This is a genomic window from Waterburya agarophytonicola KI4, assembly GCF_020640915.1.
Classification (GTDB): Bacteria; Cyanobacteriota; Cyanobacteriia; order Cyanobacteriales; family Xenococcaceae; genus Waterburya; species Waterburya agarophytonicola.
In genome coordinates this window covers 1-19563 of sequence record NZ_JADWDC010000081.1, presented here as the reverse complement: position 1 = coordinate 19563, position 19563 = coordinate 1, and the positions used below count along the sequence as shown (strand labels likewise).

At 39.8% G+C, this 19563-nt stretch carries 15 protein-coding genes and 1 pseudogene; 8 read left to right on the top strand and 8 right to left on the bottom strand.

Translation table 11 applies throughout. The features are described 5' to 3' along the window. Positions 1 to 518 precede the first annotated feature (518 nt). Both glmM and I4641_RS20770 read left to right on the top strand, forming a co-directional pair. Positions 519 to 1931 carry a phosphoglucosamine mutase gene (gene glmM / locus I4641_RS20775; protein WP_229642502.1) on the top strand — a complete coding sequence of 471 codons (1413 nt, stop codon included), beginning with the start codon at positions 519 to 521 and terminating at the stop codon, positions 1929 to 1931. Between the two features lie 83 nt (positions 1932 to 2014). Further along, positions 2015 to 3370 (top strand): annotated as a pseudogene (locus tag I4641_RS20770) (gluconeogenesis factor YvcK family protein); the annotation flags it as partial. Between the two features lie 57 nt (positions 3371 to 3427). Here I4641_RS20770 and I4641_RS20765 read toward each other — a convergent pair. After that, positions 3428 to 4996 carry an SdiA-regulated domain-containing protein gene (locus I4641_RS20765; RefSeq protein WP_229642500.1) on the bottom strand — a complete coding sequence of 523 codons (1569 nt, stop codon included), beginning with the start codon at positions 4994 to 4996 and terminating at the stop codon, positions 3428 to 3430. 242 nt (positions 4997 to 5238) lie between these two features. Next, the gene (locus tag I4641_RS20760; protein ID WP_229642499.1) at positions 5239 to 5502 is read right to left on the bottom strand and encodes a DUF3146 family protein; all 264 of its coding nucleotides are present in this window, start codon (positions 5500 to 5502) and stop codon (positions 5239 to 5241) included. 260 nt (positions 5503 to 5762) lie between these two features. Between I4641_RS20760 and I4641_RS20755 the strand changes: the two genes are divergently transcribed. Together I4641_RS20755 and I4641_RS20750 are read left to right on the top strand one after the other, a co-directional pair. After that, on the top strand, positions 5763 to 7193 hold the full coding sequence (locus I4641_RS20755) for a GTP-binding protein (protein WP_229642498.1): 1431 nt from the start codon (positions 5763 to 5765) through the stop codon (positions 7191 to 7193). A 266-nt stretch (positions 7194 to 7459) separates the two neighbouring features. Continuing rightward, positions 7460 to 10387, top strand: coding sequence for a DUF4347 domain-containing protein (locus I4641_RS20750; RefSeq protein ID WP_229642497.1), 2928 nt, complete (start codon positions 7460 to 7462; stop codon positions 10385 to 10387). A gap of 174 nt (positions 10388 to 10561) precedes the next feature. On the opposite strand, the gene glgA is transcribed toward I4641_RS20750, so the two are convergent. The 5 genes from glgA to I4641_RS20725 all read right to left on the bottom strand — a co-directional run bounded on the left by glgA (position 10562) and on the right by I4641_RS20725 (position 14741). Next, entirely contained in the window at positions 10562 to 11986 is a 1425-nt protein-coding gene (glgA, locus tag I4641_RS20745; RefSeq protein WP_229642496.1) for a glycogen synthase GlgA, read from the bottom strand. A gap of 215 nt (positions 11987 to 12201) precedes the next feature. Beyond that, entirely contained in the window at positions 12202 to 12726 is a 525-nt protein-coding gene (locus I4641_RS20740) for a COP23 domain-containing protein (protein ID WP_229642495.1), read from the bottom strand. Positions 12727 to 12816: 90 nt separating this feature from the next. Continuing rightward, on the bottom strand, positions 12817 to 13392 hold the full coding sequence (aat, locus tag I4641_RS20735) for a leucyl/phenylalanyl-tRNA--protein transferase (protein ID WP_229642494.1): 576 nt from the start codon (positions 13390 to 13392) through the stop codon (positions 12817 to 12819). A gap of 23 nt (positions 13393 to 13415) precedes the next feature. After that, positions 13416 to 14000 (bottom strand): VOC family protein, encoded by a 585-nt coding sequence (locus tag I4641_RS20730; protein WP_229642493.1) that lies wholly within the window; start codon positions 13998 to 14000, stop codon positions 13416 to 13418. A 30-nt stretch (positions 14001 to 14030) separates the two neighbouring features. Next, positions 14031 to 14741, bottom strand: a complete 711-nt coding sequence (locus tag I4641_RS20725; RefSeq protein ID WP_229642492.1) for a response regulator transcription factor — start codon at positions 14739 to 14741, stop codon at positions 14031 to 14033. A 208-nt stretch (positions 14742 to 14949) separates the two neighbouring features. Here I4641_RS20725 and I4641_RS20720 point away from each other — a divergent pair, with 208 nt between their 5' ends. Both I4641_RS20720 and I4641_RS20715 read left to right on the top strand, forming a co-directional pair. Then, positions 14950 to 16023 carry an MbnP family copper-binding protein gene (locus I4641_RS20720; RefSeq protein WP_229642491.1) on the top strand — a complete coding sequence of 358 codons (1074 nt, stop codon included), beginning with the start codon at positions 14950 to 14952 and terminating at the stop codon, positions 16021 to 16023. A gap of 6 nt (positions 16024 to 16029) precedes the next feature. Next, on the top strand, positions 16030 to 17193 hold the full coding sequence (locus tag I4641_RS20715; protein ID WP_229642490.1) for a methanobactin export MATE transporter MbnM: 1164 nt from the start codon (positions 16030 to 16032) through the stop codon (positions 17191 to 17193). 16 nt (positions 17194 to 17209) lie between these two features. Here I4641_RS20715 and I4641_RS20710 read toward each other — a convergent pair whose 3' ends face one another. Then, entirely contained in the window at positions 17210 to 18172 is a 963-nt protein-coding gene (locus tag I4641_RS20710) for a metal ABC transporter solute-binding protein, Zn/Mn family (protein WP_229642489.1), read from the bottom strand. A 133-nt stretch (positions 18173 to 18305) separates the two neighbouring features. Between I4641_RS20710 and I4641_RS20705 the strand changes: the two genes are divergently transcribed. Together I4641_RS20705 and I4641_RS20700 are read left to right on the top strand one after the other, a co-directional pair. After that, positions 18306 to 19067 (top strand): metal ABC transporter ATP-binding protein, encoded by a 762-nt coding sequence (locus I4641_RS20705; protein ID WP_229642488.1) that lies wholly within the window; start codon positions 18306 to 18308, stop codon positions 19065 to 19067. 221 nt (positions 19068 to 19288) lie between these two features. Further along, positions 19289 to 19525, top strand: a complete 237-nt coding sequence (locus I4641_RS20700; protein ID WP_229642487.1) for a hypothetical protein — start codon at positions 19289 to 19291, stop codon at positions 19523 to 19525. Positions 19526 to 19563: the final 38 nt, after the last annotated feature.

Here is a 19563-nt window from a genome sequence, read left to right as displayed (position 1 = left end):
TGAGTTTCTTTAATTTTATCTTAAAACATACAAATAATTTTGCTTAGGTACTTATTAGTGCTTATATTTGCCTGATTTTTTCAGAAAGTATAGAAGATAATTGTTTATTATCAACTGTTGGGGTTGTTTTCGATCGCTGTACAAAGATTTGATAAACATTATCATTGATTTGACAAACATTATTATTTTTAATTATGAATATCCAATCAAACAGACAATTAGAAAGAAGTTAATTCTGATTAAACACAATCCATATTTCTTACAATTTTAACATAAACTTCATCTACACTTCACCTAATTAAGTAATTTGCAAGACATACTTAGGTATAAGTTCGTAAGCGAATTCCTCCAACACAAATAATCGATAGTTTAAAAAATTTCTTGGATTTGGAATAGCTAGCCAGTTAGGCAGAAAACACGATTAATTTCTGTTCATCTATATTAAATATCTTTTATCCATGATTCAATCTAATCTTTTAAATCAAATTTCTTACTCTCAATTTCTAGGACAACTTACTATGTTAAACACTGCAACTAGTAGCATCACTTTACCAAAAACTCGTTTATTCGGGACTGATGGTATTCGTGGCAAAGTAGGAGAAAAAGAAGTATTAAATACCGCCTTAGCTGCCAGAGTCGGCTTTTGGACGGGACAGATTTTACAAACATTAGATAATCAATCTGCCCCTGTTATTTTAGGTCAAGATTCTAGAAATTCTAGTAATGCTTTGGCAATGGCAATTTCCGAAGGCTTGGCTGCTGCGGGAGTAGAAGTCTGGAATCTGGGCTTGTGTCCTACTCCTGCGGTGGCTCATCTAACTAGTGTCACCAAAGCTATGGGAGGAGTAATGATTTCTGCCAGTCACAATGCTCCAGAAGACAATGGGATCAAAATATTTGGCGCAAACGGTACTAAATTATCTAATTTGGTTCAAGCTCAAATTGAAGCGGGAATTCGCGGAAAACTAGCCGACCATGAAATCAAACTTTATGCTTCTGATAGCTGGGGACAGCAATACTATCGAGCAGACTTGTTGAGTCAATATGTCGAATCAATGCAAAAACCCTTTAACGGTCAAAACTCATTAGCAGGACTAAAAATTGTCCTAGACTTGGCTTGGGGTGCAGCAGTTAATATTGCTCCTGATGTATTTACTTCAATGGGTGCAGAAGTAATTGCTCTTCACGATCTTCCTAATGGCGATCGCATTAATGTTAATTGCGGTTCGACTCACTTAGCTGTCCTACAACAAGCAGTTGTCGAACATCAGGCGGATATGGGATTTGCTTTTGATGGAGATGCAGATCGACTAATGGCGGTTGATTCTCAAGGGAAAGAAGTTAACGGCGACTATCTTCTTTATCTTTGGGGACAAGCTCTGAGAAACAGCGGTCAATTACCCGATAACACCATTGTCACTACAGTAATGGCAAACTTGGGTTTTGAAAACGCTTGGACAAAGTCGGGCGGAACATTTATCCGTACTGCGGTGGGCGATCGCCACGTCTACGCCAAAATGGCTGAAATTGGCGCAACTCTGGGTGGAGAACAATCTGGACACATCCTTTCTCCCCGCTATAGCGTTTCTGGAGATGGGGTACTAACTGCTTTGCACATTGCTGCATTGGTTAAGGAGTCTGGTATGTCTTTGGATGAGTTACTAGCTCATAGCTTTGTGGCTTATCCTCAAATACTCGAAAATGTCAGGGTTGAAGATCCCCAACGTCGCCAAAACTGGCAAGAATGCGCTCCTCTAGAAAAAGCGATCGCCGAAGCATCAACAGCGATGGGAGATCGAGGCAGAATCTTGGTTCGTCCCTCTGGTACAGAGCCTTTAATTCGCGTCATGGTTGAAGCGGTAGACCTCGACCTCGCTCGTTATTGGACGGACAAGTTAGTAGCTTGTGTTAAACAACACCTTGCAGTTTAAATCGTAAATTGCTGTATCTGTAGGGGCTAACCTCTACAAGATTTAATATCTAATTTTTAGTCTTCTATTTTTAATTTTTATATATGCTAATTAATACTCCAAAATCTTTCTTATATTCTCTAAGTAACCAAATCAAACAGATTCTCTTTTCATCCAGCGATGCTTTAGCCCAACAGGTTAGAAGTTGGTCTAAATGGTTGACTCCTGGAATATCAATCAAGCGTTGGTTGGCAGTGAACGTAGTAGGGATTTTGTTGATTAGCTTGGGATTGAGCAATCTTTGGCAGTTAATACTGCTCAACTATCCCATCACTTCAATCGCTCAAGTATTACTAGAGATCGATCGCTTATTTAATAATTCTCTAGTTGGCATCATCGCAGTCGTAGTTGGCTTATATTTAGCTTGTTGGGGTCAGGCTCGTTCTATTAGTTCTATTACTAAAGCTCTTAACCCCGAAGGTCATCAAAAACTAGTCGACATTCTACTTTGTCACCATCGCTTAAATAGAGGTCACAAAATTGTTGCCTTGGGTGGGGGAACGGGTCTATCTAGCTTGCTTAGAGGTCTGAAACATCACAGTCGTAACCTCACGGCGGTAGTTACCGTAGCTGATGATGGCGGATCTTCAGGAAGGTTGAGAGAAGAATTAGGAGTACTTCCCCCTGGAGATATTCGTAACTGCATTACCGCCTTGGCTAAAGAAGAAAGCCTCTTGACTCAACTATTTCAATATCGTTTTTCCGCAGGTGGCGGACTAGAAGGACATAGTTTTGGTAATTTATTCCTTACTGCCATGAGTGAAGTTACGGGAAACCTGGAAACTGCGATCGCTGCTAGCTCTAAGATCCTAGCAGTACAAGGACAAGTGTTACCTGCAACTCTTAGTAATGTTGACTTGTGGGCAAAATTAGATGGGGGACAAATAGTTCGAGGAGAATCTAAAATTGCTGCTACCAAAGGTAAGATCGACAAAATCGGTTGTCTTCCTGCCAATCCCAAAGCTCTCCCCGCTGCACTAAAAGCGATCGAGTCTGCCGACTGTATTGTTCTTGGGCCTGGTAGTCTTTACACTAGTATTATTCCCAATCTATTAGTTCCAGAAATTCGTCAAGCGATCTCCAAAGCTAAAGTTCCTTGTATCTACGTCTGCAACATCATGACTCAACCAGGGGAAACTGATGGCTATAGTGTTGCCGACCATATCGAAGCGATCGATCGCGCCTGTGGCGAAAAACTCTTTGATGCAGTTTTAGTCAATAAAACAGCTCCTTCAGATGCTGCGGTCGCTCAATACGATCGAGAAAATTCTCACGTAGTTGCCTTAGATTTAGAGAGAATTAAAGCAACAGGTCGTCAGGTTATCTTAGCGGATATTTTAGACGAAAATCCTCAGACTCATCATATCCGCCATCATTCTCCCAAAGTAGCTCAAGAATTGAATAGTTTAGTTAGTCAAATGAATTCCAATAAAAGAAATCAACCTTTGAAACTCAATTTAAACAACAGAGATATCAGCAACTACTTGATTCCCCAATCCGTTGTCAGCACCGCTGGAGAATAAACTAAAACTACCGCTAGTATTGTTTCCCAAAGAATTAGGGTTGAAGGAGAATAGATCGCTGCCACTACCGCTTAATCCTTCAACCTGGAAATTACCTAGGGTAGACAAAACTAGTTCTCCACTATCCAAAACCGATAAACCCTTAACATCTTCGCTATTATCGCTCAAACTAATATCCGAACCATCAACATAGAGGGAAAAACTCCCCGTAGTATTACTCCCCAAGCTGCTAGAAGCAAAAGCTAGTATGTCTTTATCTTCTCCCGAAAGTCCGTTGATATTGTAACTACCGTTAGTACTAATTAAAATATCCCCGTTAGAGGCAATTGAAATACCATCAATATCTTCTGGATTAGAATCTAAGCCTACATCCGAACCATCCAAATATAGTTCTAAACTCCCTGTGGTATTATCCCCCGTCGAAGTAGGATTAAAGCGCAAGATATCCGCATCATCGACATTGCCCAAACCATCTATATTGCTATCTTGGTTTAAACTAAACAACACGCTACCGTCATTATTAACGTGAACTCCATCAATATCGTTCGCTGCTAAACCAAGATCCGAACCATCCAAATATTGCGACCAAGTTTGAGTCGTGGGGTCGTAAACAATCACGTCTTCATCATCAAAGATATTGCCGTTCAAGTTCGCCGAGTCTCTAGTGGTGGCATAAAATACCTCATCTCCTCCTCCACCAGGATTATCGGGATTATCATTACCCTCTAACGAAAATTCATATAATCTGCCATCATTTTCATTGGGATCGTCTCGCTCGTCCACACCGCGATCGACTATATAAATACTACGACCAGAACCGTCGCTACTAGAAGCAATTTCAATTCCCGCAGGTTGTATTGGGTTAACAATACTAATATCTATTGTTTGAACTAGAGTGCCATTTGATGCAACTTCAAAAACTGTAGTTGTGGGTTCGCCAACAATAAATAAGTTGCCACTTTGGGTGTCAAAGCCAATGCCTTCTGGGTCGGATAATCCAAAATTAGTAGTGCTAAAACTACTAATTAAATTGCCATTAGTAGTAACCTCATAAATCGTACTACTTGAGCCATCAGACACAAATAAATTTCCTGAAGAGGTTGAATAAGCCACATCTTCTGCATCATTACTACCAAAAGGAATAGTCCGAAAATTACTGACTTCAATATCGTCGGAAGTACCAAATATACCGTCATTTCCCCCATCTACCTGATAAATTCTTCGAGAATTATCGGTGTCATCAGAAATGAAAAGATTACCATTATTAGGGTTATAGGCTAAACCAGTAGGTTCTGAAGAAATTTCTAAAACGTTGCCTGTATTAAGTAAATCACCATTCAAATTAACCTCATATAGATTGTCTCCCTGAAAAACTGGATTTTCATTTACCTCGGAATCAGAAATTAATAAAATATTGGAATTACCAATCAAGACTATGCCTGATGGATCTGGACTGGGTGAGGAAAAATCAGATGTATTGACTGTTTGAATCAATCTAGCCATAATAATAACTCGGCAATTTAATATATATATAAAAGTGTCTGTTAAAAGTAGCATGCTCTCATGAAAATATGAATTTTGCGAGAATAAGATTGATAGTAAAGCTATTAACTTCGAGAAGAACAGTGACTTCGATCCAGTCTGTTTGCAAAATACTGTCTGTTTTTACTAACAAAAAATAGACCGAGTATTCATTTGAATTGTGAGAATAAATACTCGGTCTATTTCATTTTTTAATCCCTGACTTACATTTTGGTTCTAACGGTAAAAGTATAATCACTACCAGGTTCTAATTGATAATCAGAACGTTCGAGAAATCTTTCTAGGGGTTCTTCGATTAAAGCTCTCCCCAAAGAAGGTTGAACGGAAAGCTGTCTTTGACGAAAACGCCACCTAAATTGCCATTGATATTGACCAGCTTTCACATCTCCCTCTATTTTGCCCATTGACAATGATTGTTGAGTAATGCGGACATAGGCAACAGTTTCTGGTAAATAACGACGGTTCACAGTTTTTCAGAGAAGTATTTAATCGGTAGATGAGAAAATGATTAGTCCAACAAAGCCAGATCGCATCGATCAAAATGCAGCAAAACTATAGTTGGGACTAAATCCGCAACCCCTTTTTAATAAATAATATAGCGACTCTGAATGCAATAATGTATAAATATAGTCTGGTTGGGAAGTTTTAGACTAGAAATAAAGTTAGCTATTTATCTATTATCAAAAACAACAAAATTAATTTTTATTACTCTGGAGGCATTTGATAGTTGTCCCAAAAGAACCAGAATCGGCAAGAATTAGAGGGAACATTGTTAGGTTTTGACGAGATCGTCGCCGAGCTAAATTATCGCAAAGCGCAAAATTCTTTAAGAGATTTAATCAGTAATATCGACCTGACTGCTGAAGAAGAAATTGGATTGGAATCGGAAATAGATCGCCTGACTCAAATGCTCGATAAGTTAGAACATTCTGTGGTTCAAATTGCAGCTTTTGGAATGGTAGGCAGAGGTAAGTCTTCTGTATTAAATGCTCTAGTCGGACAAGAAATCTTCCCCACAGGTGCGTTACACGGGGTAACTCGCGAGATTGACATGGCTAATTGGCAATTAACTCCAGAAAAAATTGCCGATACCCCTGAAAATCTCCAACGTCTTACTATTACAGGAGAACAAGGCAGACAAATTCAATTAATTGATACTCCTGGTATTGATGAGGTTAAGGGAGAAGCGAGAGAAGCCCTGGCTTGCGATCTCGCTAAAAGAGTCGATCTAATTTTATTTATGGTGTCGGGAGATATTACCCAGGTTGAATATCGAGCCTTGTCTAAGCTACGAGAAGCAGGGAAACCAATGCTGTTGGTATTTAATAAAATCGACCAATATCCCGAAGCCGATAGGTTAGCTATATATCAAAAAATCAAAGAAGAAAGAGTTAAAGAATTAATTTCCCCCGACGAGATAATTATGGTGGCTGCATCTCCTATTGAAGTCAGGGGCGTAAAAGATACCACGGGGAAACTAAGGGTACAAAGAATCAAAGGTAAACCCGAAGTAGAATCATTAAAATTAAAGATTTTAGAATTATTAGAACGGGAAGGAAAATCTTTAGTAGCTCTCAATAGTATGTTGTTTGCAGATGAAGTAAACGAACAATTATTAAAACGCAAACTAGTAATTCGCGATCGCGCTGCTAATGAATTGATTAATAAAGGAATGATGGTTAAAGCCATGGCGATCGCTCTCAACCCTGTAACGGCGATCGATCTCTTTTCTGGGGCGATTATCGACGTAGGAATCATTATCTCTCTATCCCGTCTTTATGGCATCACTATGACTCAATCAGGGGCGGTAAAACTACTAAAAAATATCGCTCTGAGTATGGGGGGAATTGGTGCCAGCGAGTTACTAGCAACCTTGGGTTTGGGTTCGTTAAAAAGCCTTTTAGGGCTATCCATTCCTGCTACAGGGGGTTTGTCCCTTGCACCCTATTTATCCGTTGCGATCGCCCAAGGGGGAGTGGCTGGGGTGTCTTCCTATGCGATCGGACAAGCGACTAAAACTTATTTAGCCAATGGCGCATCTTGGGGCGAACAAAGTCCTAAAGTTGTCGTGCAGAAAATCCTTGATTCTCTTGATGAGGAATCTATTTTAAATAGAATTAAATCTGAATTAAAAGCAAAGTTGGTTAGTAATTATTGATTGTTAACGATGGGAAATAATATTATTTTTTTAAATAAAATAAATGATCATTAGTCAATAGTCTTTATCTTATTTTTATATTAAATAATATCTAAACTATCTCTGAAAATTTTGTTTTGAAAGTCTTTTGGGGAATTATTGACCTTGAAGTACTGATTAAGTTTTTAGCCTGTATTTAATTTGCTCTTGTTTTTTAAATTTAGGGAAGTAAGCTGGTGAAATCAGACTAGAAAAGACCAATATTTTCCTTAAGTAACTATATTATTATGAATACCCCTCACCACAAATCTTCTATTGTCTTAATTGATTCTCAAGTAGATAACTATCTAGATTTAATTGCAGGTATAAAAGTAGAAGCTAAAGTAGTTCTTTTAGATTCTTTTAGGGATGGAATTCATCAAATAACCGAGCATTTAAAACAAGATCTATATACAGAAATCCATTTAATTTCTCATGGCTCTCCTGGTTGTTTGTATCTTGGTAATACTCAACTCAGTCTCGATACTTTAGATGTTTATCAACAAGATTTAACCAATTGGTTTTCTCAGTCTCCTCGTCCCCCAGTCTTCTCGTCCCTCAGTCTCTTAATCTATGGTTGTAATGTTGCTGCAGGAGATGCAGGAGAAGAATTTATCAGTAAATTAAAACAGTTTACAGGAGCAGAAATTGCTGCAACAAAAACATTGACTGGTAATTCAGCTTTGGGAGGAGATTGGCAGCTAGAAACCACTACAGCAAAAATAAATGTCGATCTAGCGATCGCAACATCAGCTAGAGAAGCTTATCAAGGAGTATTAGCCGATTTTGTGGTGACTACCGCAGCAGATGAAAATGATGGCGATGTAGATGGTGACGATCTTTCCCTGAGAGAAGCTATTATCGCTGCTAATAATACTGCGGGTGGGGATACAATTACTTTCGATAGCAGTATTGCTCAAATCGATCTGACTCAAGGAACATTAACGATCACAGATTCTTTAATTATTAATGGTAGCGGTGCAGGTAATTTAACCATTAATGGAGGAAATCAAGATTTTGCTGTGATTACTATTGATGATGGAAATTCCACTCCTACATTCAATGTCACGATCGATGGCGTAACTATTACAGGGGGAAATAATGCCGAATCTGGTGGCGGTATTCGCAATCTAGAAAATTTAGCGATCGCTAATAGCGTGGTTTCTGGTAATACTTCAGCTAATGATGGCGGAGGTATCTTTAATGCGATCGGTGCGCTGACTATAGATAACACGCTAATTAGTAATAATGTAGCAGAATACGGTGGCGGTGTTAGTAATTATTTTGGCGCAACCACTCTTACTAACAGCACGATCTCTGGTAATACGGCTCTTAATGGTGGAGGTATCTATAACTATGCTGGGGTATCCGCTGCGGTATACAGTCGGATTGAAAACAATACCGCTCAAACTGGTGGTGGAGTAAGTAACTATAGTGGTGTAATTGCCGTTGTTGCTAGTGTTATCTCTGGTAATGTTGCTAGTGGTAATGGTGGTGGAATATACAACGAAGAGGGCGAAGCTAGTGTAACTCTAAGTTACGTGCGAGATAATGTTGGCGGTGTATTTGGTGGCGGTATTGCTAATCAAGATGAAACCAGTACGACAGTAATCACTAGTAGTATTGTTTCGGGTAATACTGCGGATTTTGGTGGGGGAGTTAGTAATTATGAAGGCAATCTTACCGTCTCTGGTAGTACTATTTCTAGTAATGAGGCTAATACTGAAGGTGGAGGGATAAGTAATTATTTCGGCACGAGTAATATTACTAATAGTACAATTTCGGGTAATACTGCCACGGCTGGCGGTGGTGTAAGTAACTTTAACGGTCAAACCACCATCCTCAGTAGCACGATCGCTCATAACTCCGCTAACTATGGCAGTGGCATCATTAATTACTACGCTCAAACAATCATCGGTAGCACGATCGTGGCAGCAAATAACAATGCTGCGGATGTATCGGGTCAATTCTTTATTAGTGCTGGTAACAACTTAATTGGCGATCGCGGTGATGTTATTACTCTAGTAGATGGCGCAAATAACGACTTGGTTGGTACTAGGGATAATATTATCGATCCTTTATTGGGAGAATTGCAAGATAATGGCGGTTTAACTCCAACCCAAGCATTATTAACAGGAAGTCCCGCGATCGATGCTGGGTCTAATTTTGGCGGAAACATGGATCAACGAGGTGGGGATTTTACTCGTCCTATAGGTGCGAGTAATGACATTGGTGCTTTTGAGGTGCAAGACCCCATAACTACTGCGGGAGATGATATTTTAATTGGTAGTCCCGTTGATAATGTCATTTCAGCCAGAGAAGGTAATGATTTTATTCTTGGTCTAGATGGCAATGATATCCTTAATGGTGATGAGGGTAACGACACTATTCGAGGTGGTAATGGAGGAGATCGCATTACTGGCGGTGCTGGTGATGACTCCCTGGTGGGTAATAGTGGCGATGATGCTATCAATGGAAGTGATGGTAACGATACTATTGATGGTGGTGCTGGGGAAGATCGAATCAATGGCAATGAAGGCAACGATCTAATTCTAGGGGGTGTTGACAAAGATACTCTTAGTGGGAATGAAGGTGACGACACGATTAATGGCGGTCAAAGAGAAGACGTTATTAATGGTAACGAAGGTCGCGACTCATTGTTAGGCGGTATTGGCAACGATACTATTGATGGTGGCACGGATAGCGATACTTTGATTGGTGCGGCTGGTAACGATCTGCTGATTGGCAATGACGGTAATGACAGGATTTTTGGCGGTATTGGCAACGATACTATTGATGGTGGCACGGATAGCGATACTTTAATTGGTGCGGCTGGTAACGATCTGCTGGTTGGTAACGAGGGTAATGATAGGGTTGTTGGGGGTATTGGTAACGATACTATTGATGGCGGTATGGGTAGCGATACTCTCATTGGTGGTGCAGGAGAAGATGTCTTTTTCTTATACTCAGATCCAGGTAGGGACATTATTACTGATTTCACCGACGAAAGCGATCGCTTTCATCTAACTGAGGGACTTAATTATGGTAGTTTGAGCTTCCACGATAATGCCAATAATTCCGCAGTTATTATTCGCGACACTAGCAATCATAATGATGTTATCGCTATTGTTAAAGGAATTGATGCAGCAGATTTAAGTGCTGATGATTTTATTTAATTAAACTCAATAAGCAAAAAGTTATGATTCCAAAAGACAAATAATGAACAGAGTTTTTTAGCCACCTCAAAAAACGAGGATTAAGCGATCGCGATTTAGAAAAACAACTGGGTTTATCAACTCGCGATCGCTACTACCTTAATTGTTTGCAAGTGTTTATTTTTTGCAATCCCCTTAATGAATCAATAATTTCAGTTTTGCTGCCTCTTCAGGACTCAATTCTGGGGATTGACCGAGCATTTCTTTATACATTTTGATATATTCTAAAGCGGATTTAACCCAGCTAAAATCTTGACTCATGGCTCTTTTTTGTAATTCTTGCCACTTGTCTTTATACAAAAAGCCTTCGGAGGCTCGAACCATACAGGTAAATAAATCTAGAGGTTCGTAGCGATCAAAGCAATAACCCGTACCTCCATGATTCATAGGATCGTGATGTACCACCGTATCTACCAAACCGCCAGTACGTCTGACAATGGGAATGCAACCATAGCGCATGGCTAACATTTGGCTGATACCACAAGGTTCAAATTTGGAAGGCATCAAGAATGTATCGCAGCTACTATATATTCTACGGGCAAGGGAATCATTATAGAGCAGTTGTACCGACATTCTCCCAGGAAAACGAGTCGCTAGTTGCCATAATTGAGTCTCAATAGCCCGATCTCCCGTTCCCAATACTACCAGTTGGGAATTACTATATGCCATGAAGCGATCAACGATCTGCAACAACAAATCGATTCCTTTTTGATCGACTAATCGAGAAACAACTCCCATCAAAAAGACTTCTGGATCTACCTTTAAACCCAACTCTTTTTGCAACGCAGCTTTGTTAGTCACTCTTTTTTCAAGACTATCGGCGGTAAAATTCTCGACCAAAGCCTTATCTATAGCAGGATCGTAACTATCGGTATCGATCCCGTTGAGAATTCCTCTGGTTTTACCACTAATAAATGACAGTAAACCTTCTAATTTTTCCCCATATTCTATAGTTTTGATTTGTTCGGCATAGGTAGGAGATACGGTGTTAACGCGATCTGCAAACTGCACCGCAGCAGCCATCACATTATGTCCCTGCATATACCAAGGACACCAAGTAATTTTGTCTAAATACCATCGCCAAGGGCCTTGATAAGCTAAGTTGTGTATAGTAAATACGGTGCTAATATCTGGGGCTTGATTCATCCATACTGGCAACATTCCCGTGTGCCAATCATGACAGTGAATTATTTCTGGTTTCCAATAATTCCAGCAAAATTCCGCAGCACCATTACTAAAAAAAGTAAATCGCCAAAATTCGTCCTCTCCTCCATAGATGCGATTGGGATCGAAGGCAGGATGACCAAATAAATATAGAGGTACATCACTATCTGGTAAAGAAGTTTGGTATACCGCAAAATCATTGAACATGGCATACCCCCACCACATAGGATCGGCAGGGATATCTATTTTGTCTTGCAATCCACCATAATAAGGCATCAAAACGCGGACATCATGACCTAGTTTTTTGAGTATTTTGGGCAATGCACCGACGACATCACCTAATCCACCTACTTTAGCGATGGGTGCTACTTCTGCTGAGACAAATAAAATCCGCATTTAGTTATTATGGTTCTCGATCCCTACTTTTGCTTCCTGTGTGATTATAAGCGCGGGAAGGGTACGGGCGATAGGGGGGATCTTTTAAAAAGATTTTTGCCCGATATTTTTTGCCTTGTCTGTCGATCGCACGTCCTAAGGACTATCGATCTATTAGGGAAATAGCGATCGCACTCTTAAGAAAATCATAATTTAATCTACCAAGACCAAATTATTTACTTCCAACCTAATAACTGCCATAAATTAACTTCATAAGCAGTTGATTGAACTCCCCGATCTTGAAATTTAATCGGACTAGTTTGCAAGTCTCGATCAAGAATTGAAGCTAAAGCTGTATTGGCAAAAAGAGCTGGTTTCAAAGAAGGTCGAAGTGTAAACAAAAGTAAGCTGCATTGTTCGGATTGTTTGGCAACACAAACAGCGGGCAAACCCAGTTGTTCTTGGGCTTTAAAAGTTACCGATGATAAATTATTACCGACCGTTAAATAATTGTTCAGCTTTTGGGATACGGAATCACACAACTGCTGTGGATTAGCCAAAGTAGTCTCTGGATCTAAGTTCCAGTGGAACACAGATTGTTTTATGCCATCATTGTTGGTGGCTACAGTCGTTAAACTACCTTCATTTGATTGACAAGAAAAAATTGGCTTAGATGGAAATGCAGGAGTTTCACCTAGTAAAACCAGGCTGAAAGCTATTGTCACAGTAGTAAGTAATGAGGATAAATATTTACTTTTCATCTCAATACTCCAGTTCAAAAGAACTATAAATATCTACTTTAATTATAGTGCGATTTTCAATTAGTAATTAAGATTGGCTAATTAGAGGTATCAATTTAAAAAAACATCTCGCTCGATCGCTTTGTGCAATAGTCTTTTATATTCTCCAAAACTAATAATATAAGAACCAAAACGTTCTAAATGGGGGTTTTGTAGTTGAGCGTCAAACAACACATATTGCTTGTTGCGTAAATGCTCTACCAGTTTTACCATGGCTACTTTAGAGCCTTCGGTAATATTAAAAAACATCGACTCGCCAATAAACGCACCTTTAATCGTAATACCCAATATCCCCCCTGCCAGGCGATCGCCTTGCCAAGTCTCGAAACTGTGCGCCCAACCTGCTTGGTTTAATGCTAAGTAAATTTCCATCAATTCATCGGAAATCCAGGTATGATCGCGCGCGGCACAGCCTTGACAAACTGCTGGAAAATCCCGATCTATGGCTACTGAAAATCTTTCCTGGTTCAATACCCGTTGTAGTGATTTAGGATAGCGAAAGCGTTCGTCTAGGGGAATTAGAGTACGCTGATTGCTAGAATACCAATCCAACTTGTCATCATCCCCTGCCATTAAAAAGTAACCTTGACTGTATCCTGCAACAATAGAAGCAACATCAATGTCCATCTTATAAATTCGCAAACTAATTATTAGTTGGAAACTTCCGCCATTTCAATGGTGCGGTTGTCAAGATCCTTAACTAAAAAATTCAAAGGGCGATCGCGACGTATCTTATATTTTAAACGTCTAGATTGAATGCGCATCAATAATATCTCCAAACCATCGCGATCAAAACATACATGACGCTGACGATCTTTGTAGCCACCACTAGCACCTGCAATAATGTGTAGTTGGGTATTTTTTTTGAGTTGATACCACAATCCTTCCGAACCATTTAATCCAGTACCAGAAGGAGTAGCCGACATATACAAAGGATCGAGTCCTCCCGCCCCCATTGCCTGTTCGTAATTGTAGTAATAATGCAAAGGAATATCCGCAGCCGAAAGATCTAGTAATCCTTCATAGAATCGCTGGGCAGTCTGCAAATCCGATACCATGATGGTATATACCTTGGGCGCGCTGCTGAGAAACATCCACATTGCCCCTGCATAGGCTACCAGCAGCATTACCATAATTCCCTGGGTAGAGAATAAACTATCTAAAGCGATCGGAGGTAAGAATGCACCTAAATAATTACCGTTCAATATTGCGGAAGAGATTGTATTAGCTATCATTATTTAATCAAATATTTAACCTAACAACTTTTATTGAGTCAAACCGTGTTGTAGAGCAAAGCGTACTAATTCAGTACGACTATTTGTTCCTGTTTTACCAAAAAGACGGCTGACATATTTTTCGACGTTTCTAACGCTAGTACTTAAATCGCGAGCGATTTCTTTGTTCATCAAACCTTGAGCTACTAAATCCAAAACGCTCTGTTCTCTTGGTGTTAGGTCAATTTTAATTGGTGGGGGGGTAACGGTGATACCATTGCTAGTACCCAATTTATCGTCGAGTTTTGCCTTAATTTCTACTAGCTCTTTGGCAATTTTTTCTAGTTCTGCACTACTATTCCCACCCTTTTTCGTATTAACTTTAGTTTTAGATAGCAGATTTTTGACGATCGCTTCTAATTCTTCTGGATCGAAAGGTTTAGAAAGATAAGCATCACAACCAGCCTCATAACCTTGAATGCGATCGCTTGTCATACCTCTAGCGGTCAGAAAAACTACGGGAATCGAACGATAGCGAGGATCTTCTTTCAGTTTGGCTAAGAATTCGTAGCCACTCACCTGAGGCATCATGATATCAGAGACAATTAAATCGGGGACTTTATTTTCAAGACTTTGCCAAGCTTCTTCAGCGTTACTAGCTGCGGTGACAATCCAATTTTCGTTATCCTCTAGGTATGCCTGTACGGATTCTCTAATACCTGGTTCATCGTCTACTAGTAATAGTTGTTGTTTTTCTGACATAGGGATTTTAAATTGTGCTTAATAGCTATACAGACTACGACTAGATACATCATAGAACTTGTACGCTCAATAATTGATAATTAACAATCTAAGTTTGACAGTTGGTCGTTAGACAAAGATTCCTATTTATCGATATTATAAGAGGCTATGTTAAATCAAATAATTTTTTAAAATTTATCAATAATATTTTTAAAATAAAAAAAAAAAAATGACTAGATCTTTTAATCGAAAATCTACATTAATTGCCACTGTAATAGCTTTTAGTAGTTACGGTGTAGTTCAAGCTCAATCAAACACCCAAGAAGTAGCAATTAATTTTGAAGCGTGGGTGGGAGAAGATCGGTTTGCCTGTGGAGAGAGCTATGACAATATAGGCACCGCCGAAAGTACCATTACTCCCACCGACTTCCGCTTATACATATCTAATGTAGCGTTGATTGATGAAGATAATAATGCTGTTCCTCTAGAATTAGAACAAGATGGTAAATGGCAATATGAAAATACTGCTTTGCTAGATTTTGAAGATGGTACTGATGGTTGCGATAATGGTACGACAGAAACGAATTCTACTATAGTTGGCACAATACCCGAAGGAGACTATCAGAGTTTACAGTTTACTTTGGGCGTACCGAAAAACCTCAATCATGACGATGCTGCGATCGCTCCTTCTCCCCTTAATTTGACTTCAATGTGGTGGAATTGGCAAGGGGGTTACAAATTCTTGCGAGTCGATCTAGAAACAGATGATGCGATCGCTAATGTGTCTTCTAGCACCACTACCAGTCAAGGGGATGGTAACGTTCAAATTAATCAGCAACATACTACTACCAATAGGGAAGGTGGCAGTCACACAACAACCCAGACGAATAATCAAACTAGTATTTTCCAAAACGGACAGGGTACTCACACTCAAACTAGCAGCACTAAAACAGAACATGAAGGGATGACTCATGAGGAAGAGAATGCCAGCAGCAATAGTTATCTCATCCATCTTGGTAGCACTGGCTGTAAAGATTCTGCCAAAAGCGATTTGTTTGGTTGCGCTAATCCCAATCGAACTATCGTTACCTTGTCTGATTTTGACCCCGATGACAATGTAGTAGTTGCTGACTTGGCAGAATTGCTATACGAGTCAGACTTAAGCAGCAATCAAGCCAATACCCCCACAGGATGTATTTCTTCTCCAGAAGACAGTGATTGTAGTGCCATTATTCAGCGATTGGGGATGCCTTTTAATGGCGCAACTTCTGAGGAAGGACAAAATTTCTTTTTTGTCGAGTAATTTAAGATGAGCAATCCCCCATTAAATTTAGCTCTTGCCTTTATTTTGTCCATTTGCTTATCTATTGGCTGGAGTAAAACTATGGCAACGAACAATGACTTAGGGGTAGCACCAGCATACGAGTGGAATTTGCCCGATTGGACGCCCAAACCCATAGTCCCCGAAGATAATCCCATGACGATGGAAAAAGTCGAATTGGGCAGACATCTATTTTACGAACCTCGATTATCGATTACGGGAGAATATTCTTGTGCATCTTGTCACCAACAATCTTTGGCTTTTACCGATGGTAAACCCGTTGCAGTGGGTTCGACTAATCAAAAGCACTCCCGCAACTCTATGAGTTTGGCAAATATAGCCTATAACCCTGTATTAACCTGGGCAAACCCCTTGATGACTAGTCTAGAAAATCAGGCACTCATTCCTATTTTTGGCGAACATCCGATTGAAATGGGAATGGTAGGTAAGGAACAAGAGATGATGGGCTGGTTGGAACAAGATCCCAAGTATCAGCAGATGTTCCAATCGGTATTTAAATCAGAAAAAAAGCCCGTAAATGTCAAAAACATGACTAAAGCTTTGGCTAGCTTTCAAAGAAGTTTAGTTTCTTTTAATTCTCCCTACGATCGCTATCGTTATTTAGGAGAAGAAAACGCCATTTCTCCCGCAGCTAAAAGAGGAGAAAAATTATTTAATAGCGAAGAGATGGAATGTTTTCACTGTCACGGTGGCATTAATTTTAGCGATTCAATCCAACACGAAAATCTGGCGTTTACTGAAGTGGCATTTCATAATACTGGCTTGTACAATATCGACGGAAAAGGAGGCTATCCAGTACCCAATACGGGAATTAAGGAAATAACTCAACAAGCCGAGGATATGGGACGTTTCAAAGTACCCACCCTGCGCAATATTGCTTTAACCGCACCCTATATGCACGATGGTAGCGTAGCAACATTACGAGATGCGATCGCTCATTATCAAGCTGGAGGTAGAACAATTTCTCAGGGAGAATTGGCAGGGATAGGTAGCCAAAACCCCTATAAAAGCGGATTTATTCAAGGTTTTGAAATTAAAGAATCGGAGATCGACGATCTGATTGCGTTTTTGCATAGTTTGACTGATGAAGAGTTTGTTAGCAATGCTGACTATAGCGATCCTCATAATTAATTTACGCCAAACTTTATTAATTATCTAAATCTAAAGGTTTAAATTCTCCTCCAAGGGATTCGACAATTGATTTGGTGTTTGCTTCTAGCATCTTCAGATAGCTATCGCCACGGCTTCCTGGCGCGCCAATAGAGTCAGAATATAGTTCTTCTGGTGCGAGTTTGACCCCTGCTTCTTCGGCTACGGTTTTAATTAATTGGGGGTTGATGGTTGTTTCGGCAAAAATTGCTGGTATTTGCATTTGCTCGATACTATTGGCTAAATTTCTCACGGTTTGCGCGCTGGGTTGTTCTTCCGTACTAATCCCAATCAGAGTTCCAGCCATTTCTAAGCCATAGGCACTGGTGTAATATTGAAAGGCATCGTGAGTCGTGACTAACTTGCGTTGGTTTGGGGGAATTGTTTGAATTTGTTCGACGATCCAACTATCTACTCTCTTTAACTCTTCGATCAAGTCATCAGCATTGAGGGTAAATTCTGCTTTATCTTCTGGAGATAATTCGATCAGGCGATCGCGAATTGCTGCTGTCATAGCGATCGCATTTTCCGCATCTCCCCATACGTGAGGATCTGGATCTTTTTGTCCTTGATATTCAAAATCTAATGGATCGACTACTTCCCCCACAGCATATTTATTCGCTTTGACTCCTGTGGAATTAATCATTTTGATAATTCCAGGCTCAAGATTAAAACCATTGTACAAAATCAAGTCAGCCTTTTCTAAAGCTACGCTATCTCTGGGAGTAGGCTCATATACGTGAGGATCTGCCCCAGGCTGCAAGATTCCTTGATGCTGGATTTGCTCACCTCCCACTCGTTGAGTCAGATCGCCAATAATTGTACTAGTAGAGACTACCTGGGGTAAATCCCTATCTGGGATGTTTTTTGTCTCTGGTTGACATCCTCCGATTAACAAAACCAGACAGACTCCCAGAGATATATACCATCTCCCCATCAGTGGTAATTGCCGATCTAACATCGTATTTTCCCTATTGACATTATTATCATATTTCTTTCATAATATTTATCATAATCTTTTCATATTTATTGAACCATGAATTTTCTAGTCGCGGTCGTTAAAAGATGGGAACTAGAAAAATGGGAAGTAACTAATGACTTATAATAATGCAATTAATAGTGCGATCTCCGTAAACAATTTAGGAGTTTGTTACCGTACAGTAGAAGCACTGCGGGATATTTCCCTTAGTTTTGCTCCAGGGAAAGTAACGGGAGTATTTGGCCCCAATGGTGCGGGAAAAAGTACTCTAGTTAAAGCTATGTTGGGTCTAATTCCTGCTCATAGTGGTACGGTATCTTATGATGGTCAACCCATACAACAGCATCTAGAAAAGATTGCCTACGTGCCACAGCGATCGCAAATTGACTGGACTTATCCCGTAACCGTCTGGGATGTGGTGATGATGGGCAGAGTCCGCAAAACTGGCTGGTTTCGCCGTTTTTCTCATGTTAGCCGTCGAGCAGGGATAGCTGCATTAGATCGGGTGGAAATGACAGAGTTTAAAAATCGTCCTATCGGTCAACTTTCAGGAGGACAACAACAAAGAGTATTTTTGGCTAGATCTTTGGCACAACAAGCAGAAGTATTCTTCTTTGACGAGCCTTTTGTGGGAGTAGATCAAAAAACAGAGAATATTATTTTTGATATCTTTCACAAGCTAGCAGACGAAGGCAAGATTGTCGTGGTAGTTAATCACGACTTAGGGGAATCGATTACTAATTTTGATGAGTTGATTTTGTTGAATAAGGAATTGATTGCAGCAGGACAAAGGCAACAGGTTTTACAGGATGAAAACCTACAGCGCGCTTATGGTGGAAAAGTGATGTTCTTTTCTGAAGAGAATAATGAACATTAACGAGCGATCGGGGCAAAATTAACGATCAAAAAGGCGATCTTAACTAATAAACATAAAAAGCTTGAGAGTTGGTTTCGGCTTGGGAGTAAAAGTCTCGTTACACAAGAAGCCGTCAGGCATGCGGATGGCGAGATTCGAACTCTTAGCTTCTGTTTGTGCTAACGCTAAGGCGTTGACTCAAACACTTACTCGCTAACGTTTTGAAGCAAAGTGAGTAAAAAGTGAGTAAAGATTATACATACGAGATAGGTTACGAAACTTTACAAAAAGATTTTGAAGTCTACAAGAAACAAACGCCTAGAGGGGTTGGTTTAGCTAAAAAGAAAAGCGGTATCTATTTACAATTTAAGACTCCTGGTAAGACTAGAGCGCAATACGCCTGTAACTGTACCTTTAGTATTGATGGGATGATAGATGCTGTTAGAAAAGCCCACAGGGTCACAATACTTCTCGGTTAAGCCAAAACAGTCTAAAGTAATTAAGATTAACCATTATC

Excerpts from the sequence above, each read along its gene's own strand:
- glmM (WP_229642502.1), top strand. The coding sequence starts at position 519 with ATGTTAAACACTGCAACTAGTAGCATCACTTTACCAAAAACTCGTTTA.
- I4641_RS20765 (WP_229642500.1), bottom strand. The coding sequence starts at position 4,996 with ATGGCTAGATTGATTCAAACAGTCAATACATCTGATTTTTCCTCACCC.
- I4641_RS20750 (WP_229642497.1), top strand. The coding sequence starts at position 7,460 with ATGAATACCCCTCACCACAAATCTTCTATTGTCTTAATTGATTCTCAA.
- glgA (WP_229642496.1), bottom strand. The coding sequence starts at position 11,986 with ATGCGGATTTTATTTGTCTCAGCAGAAGTAGCACCCATCGCTAAAGTA.
- I4641_RS20740 (WP_229642495.1), bottom strand. The coding sequence starts at position 12,726 with ATGAAAAGTAAATATTTATCCTCATTACTTACTACTGTGACAATAGCT.
- aat (WP_229642494.1), bottom strand. The coding sequence starts at position 13,392 with ATGGACATTGATGTTGCTTCTATTGTTGCAGGATACAGTCAAGGTTAC.
- I4641_RS20730 (WP_229642493.1), bottom strand. The coding sequence starts at position 14,000 with ATGATAGCTAATACAATCTCTTCCGCAATATTGAACGGTAATTATTTA.
- I4641_RS20725 (WP_229642492.1), bottom strand. The coding sequence starts at position 14,741 with ATGTCAGAAAAACAACAACTATTACTAGTAGACGATGAACCAGGTATT.
- I4641_RS20720 (WP_229642491.1), top strand. The coding sequence starts at position 14,950 with ATGACTAGATCTTTTAATCGAAAATCTACATTAATTGCCACTGTAATA.
- I4641_RS20715 (WP_229642490.1), top strand. The coding sequence starts at position 16,030 with ATGAGCAATCCCCCATTAAATTTAGCTCTTGCCTTTATTTTGTCCATT.
- I4641_RS20710 (WP_229642489.1), bottom strand. The coding sequence starts at position 18,172 with ATGTTAGATCGGCAATTACCACTGATGGGGAGATGGTATATATCTCTG.
- I4641_RS20705 (WP_229642488.1), top strand. The coding sequence starts at position 18,306 with ATGACTTATAATAATGCAATTAATAGTGCGATCTCCGTAAACAATTTA.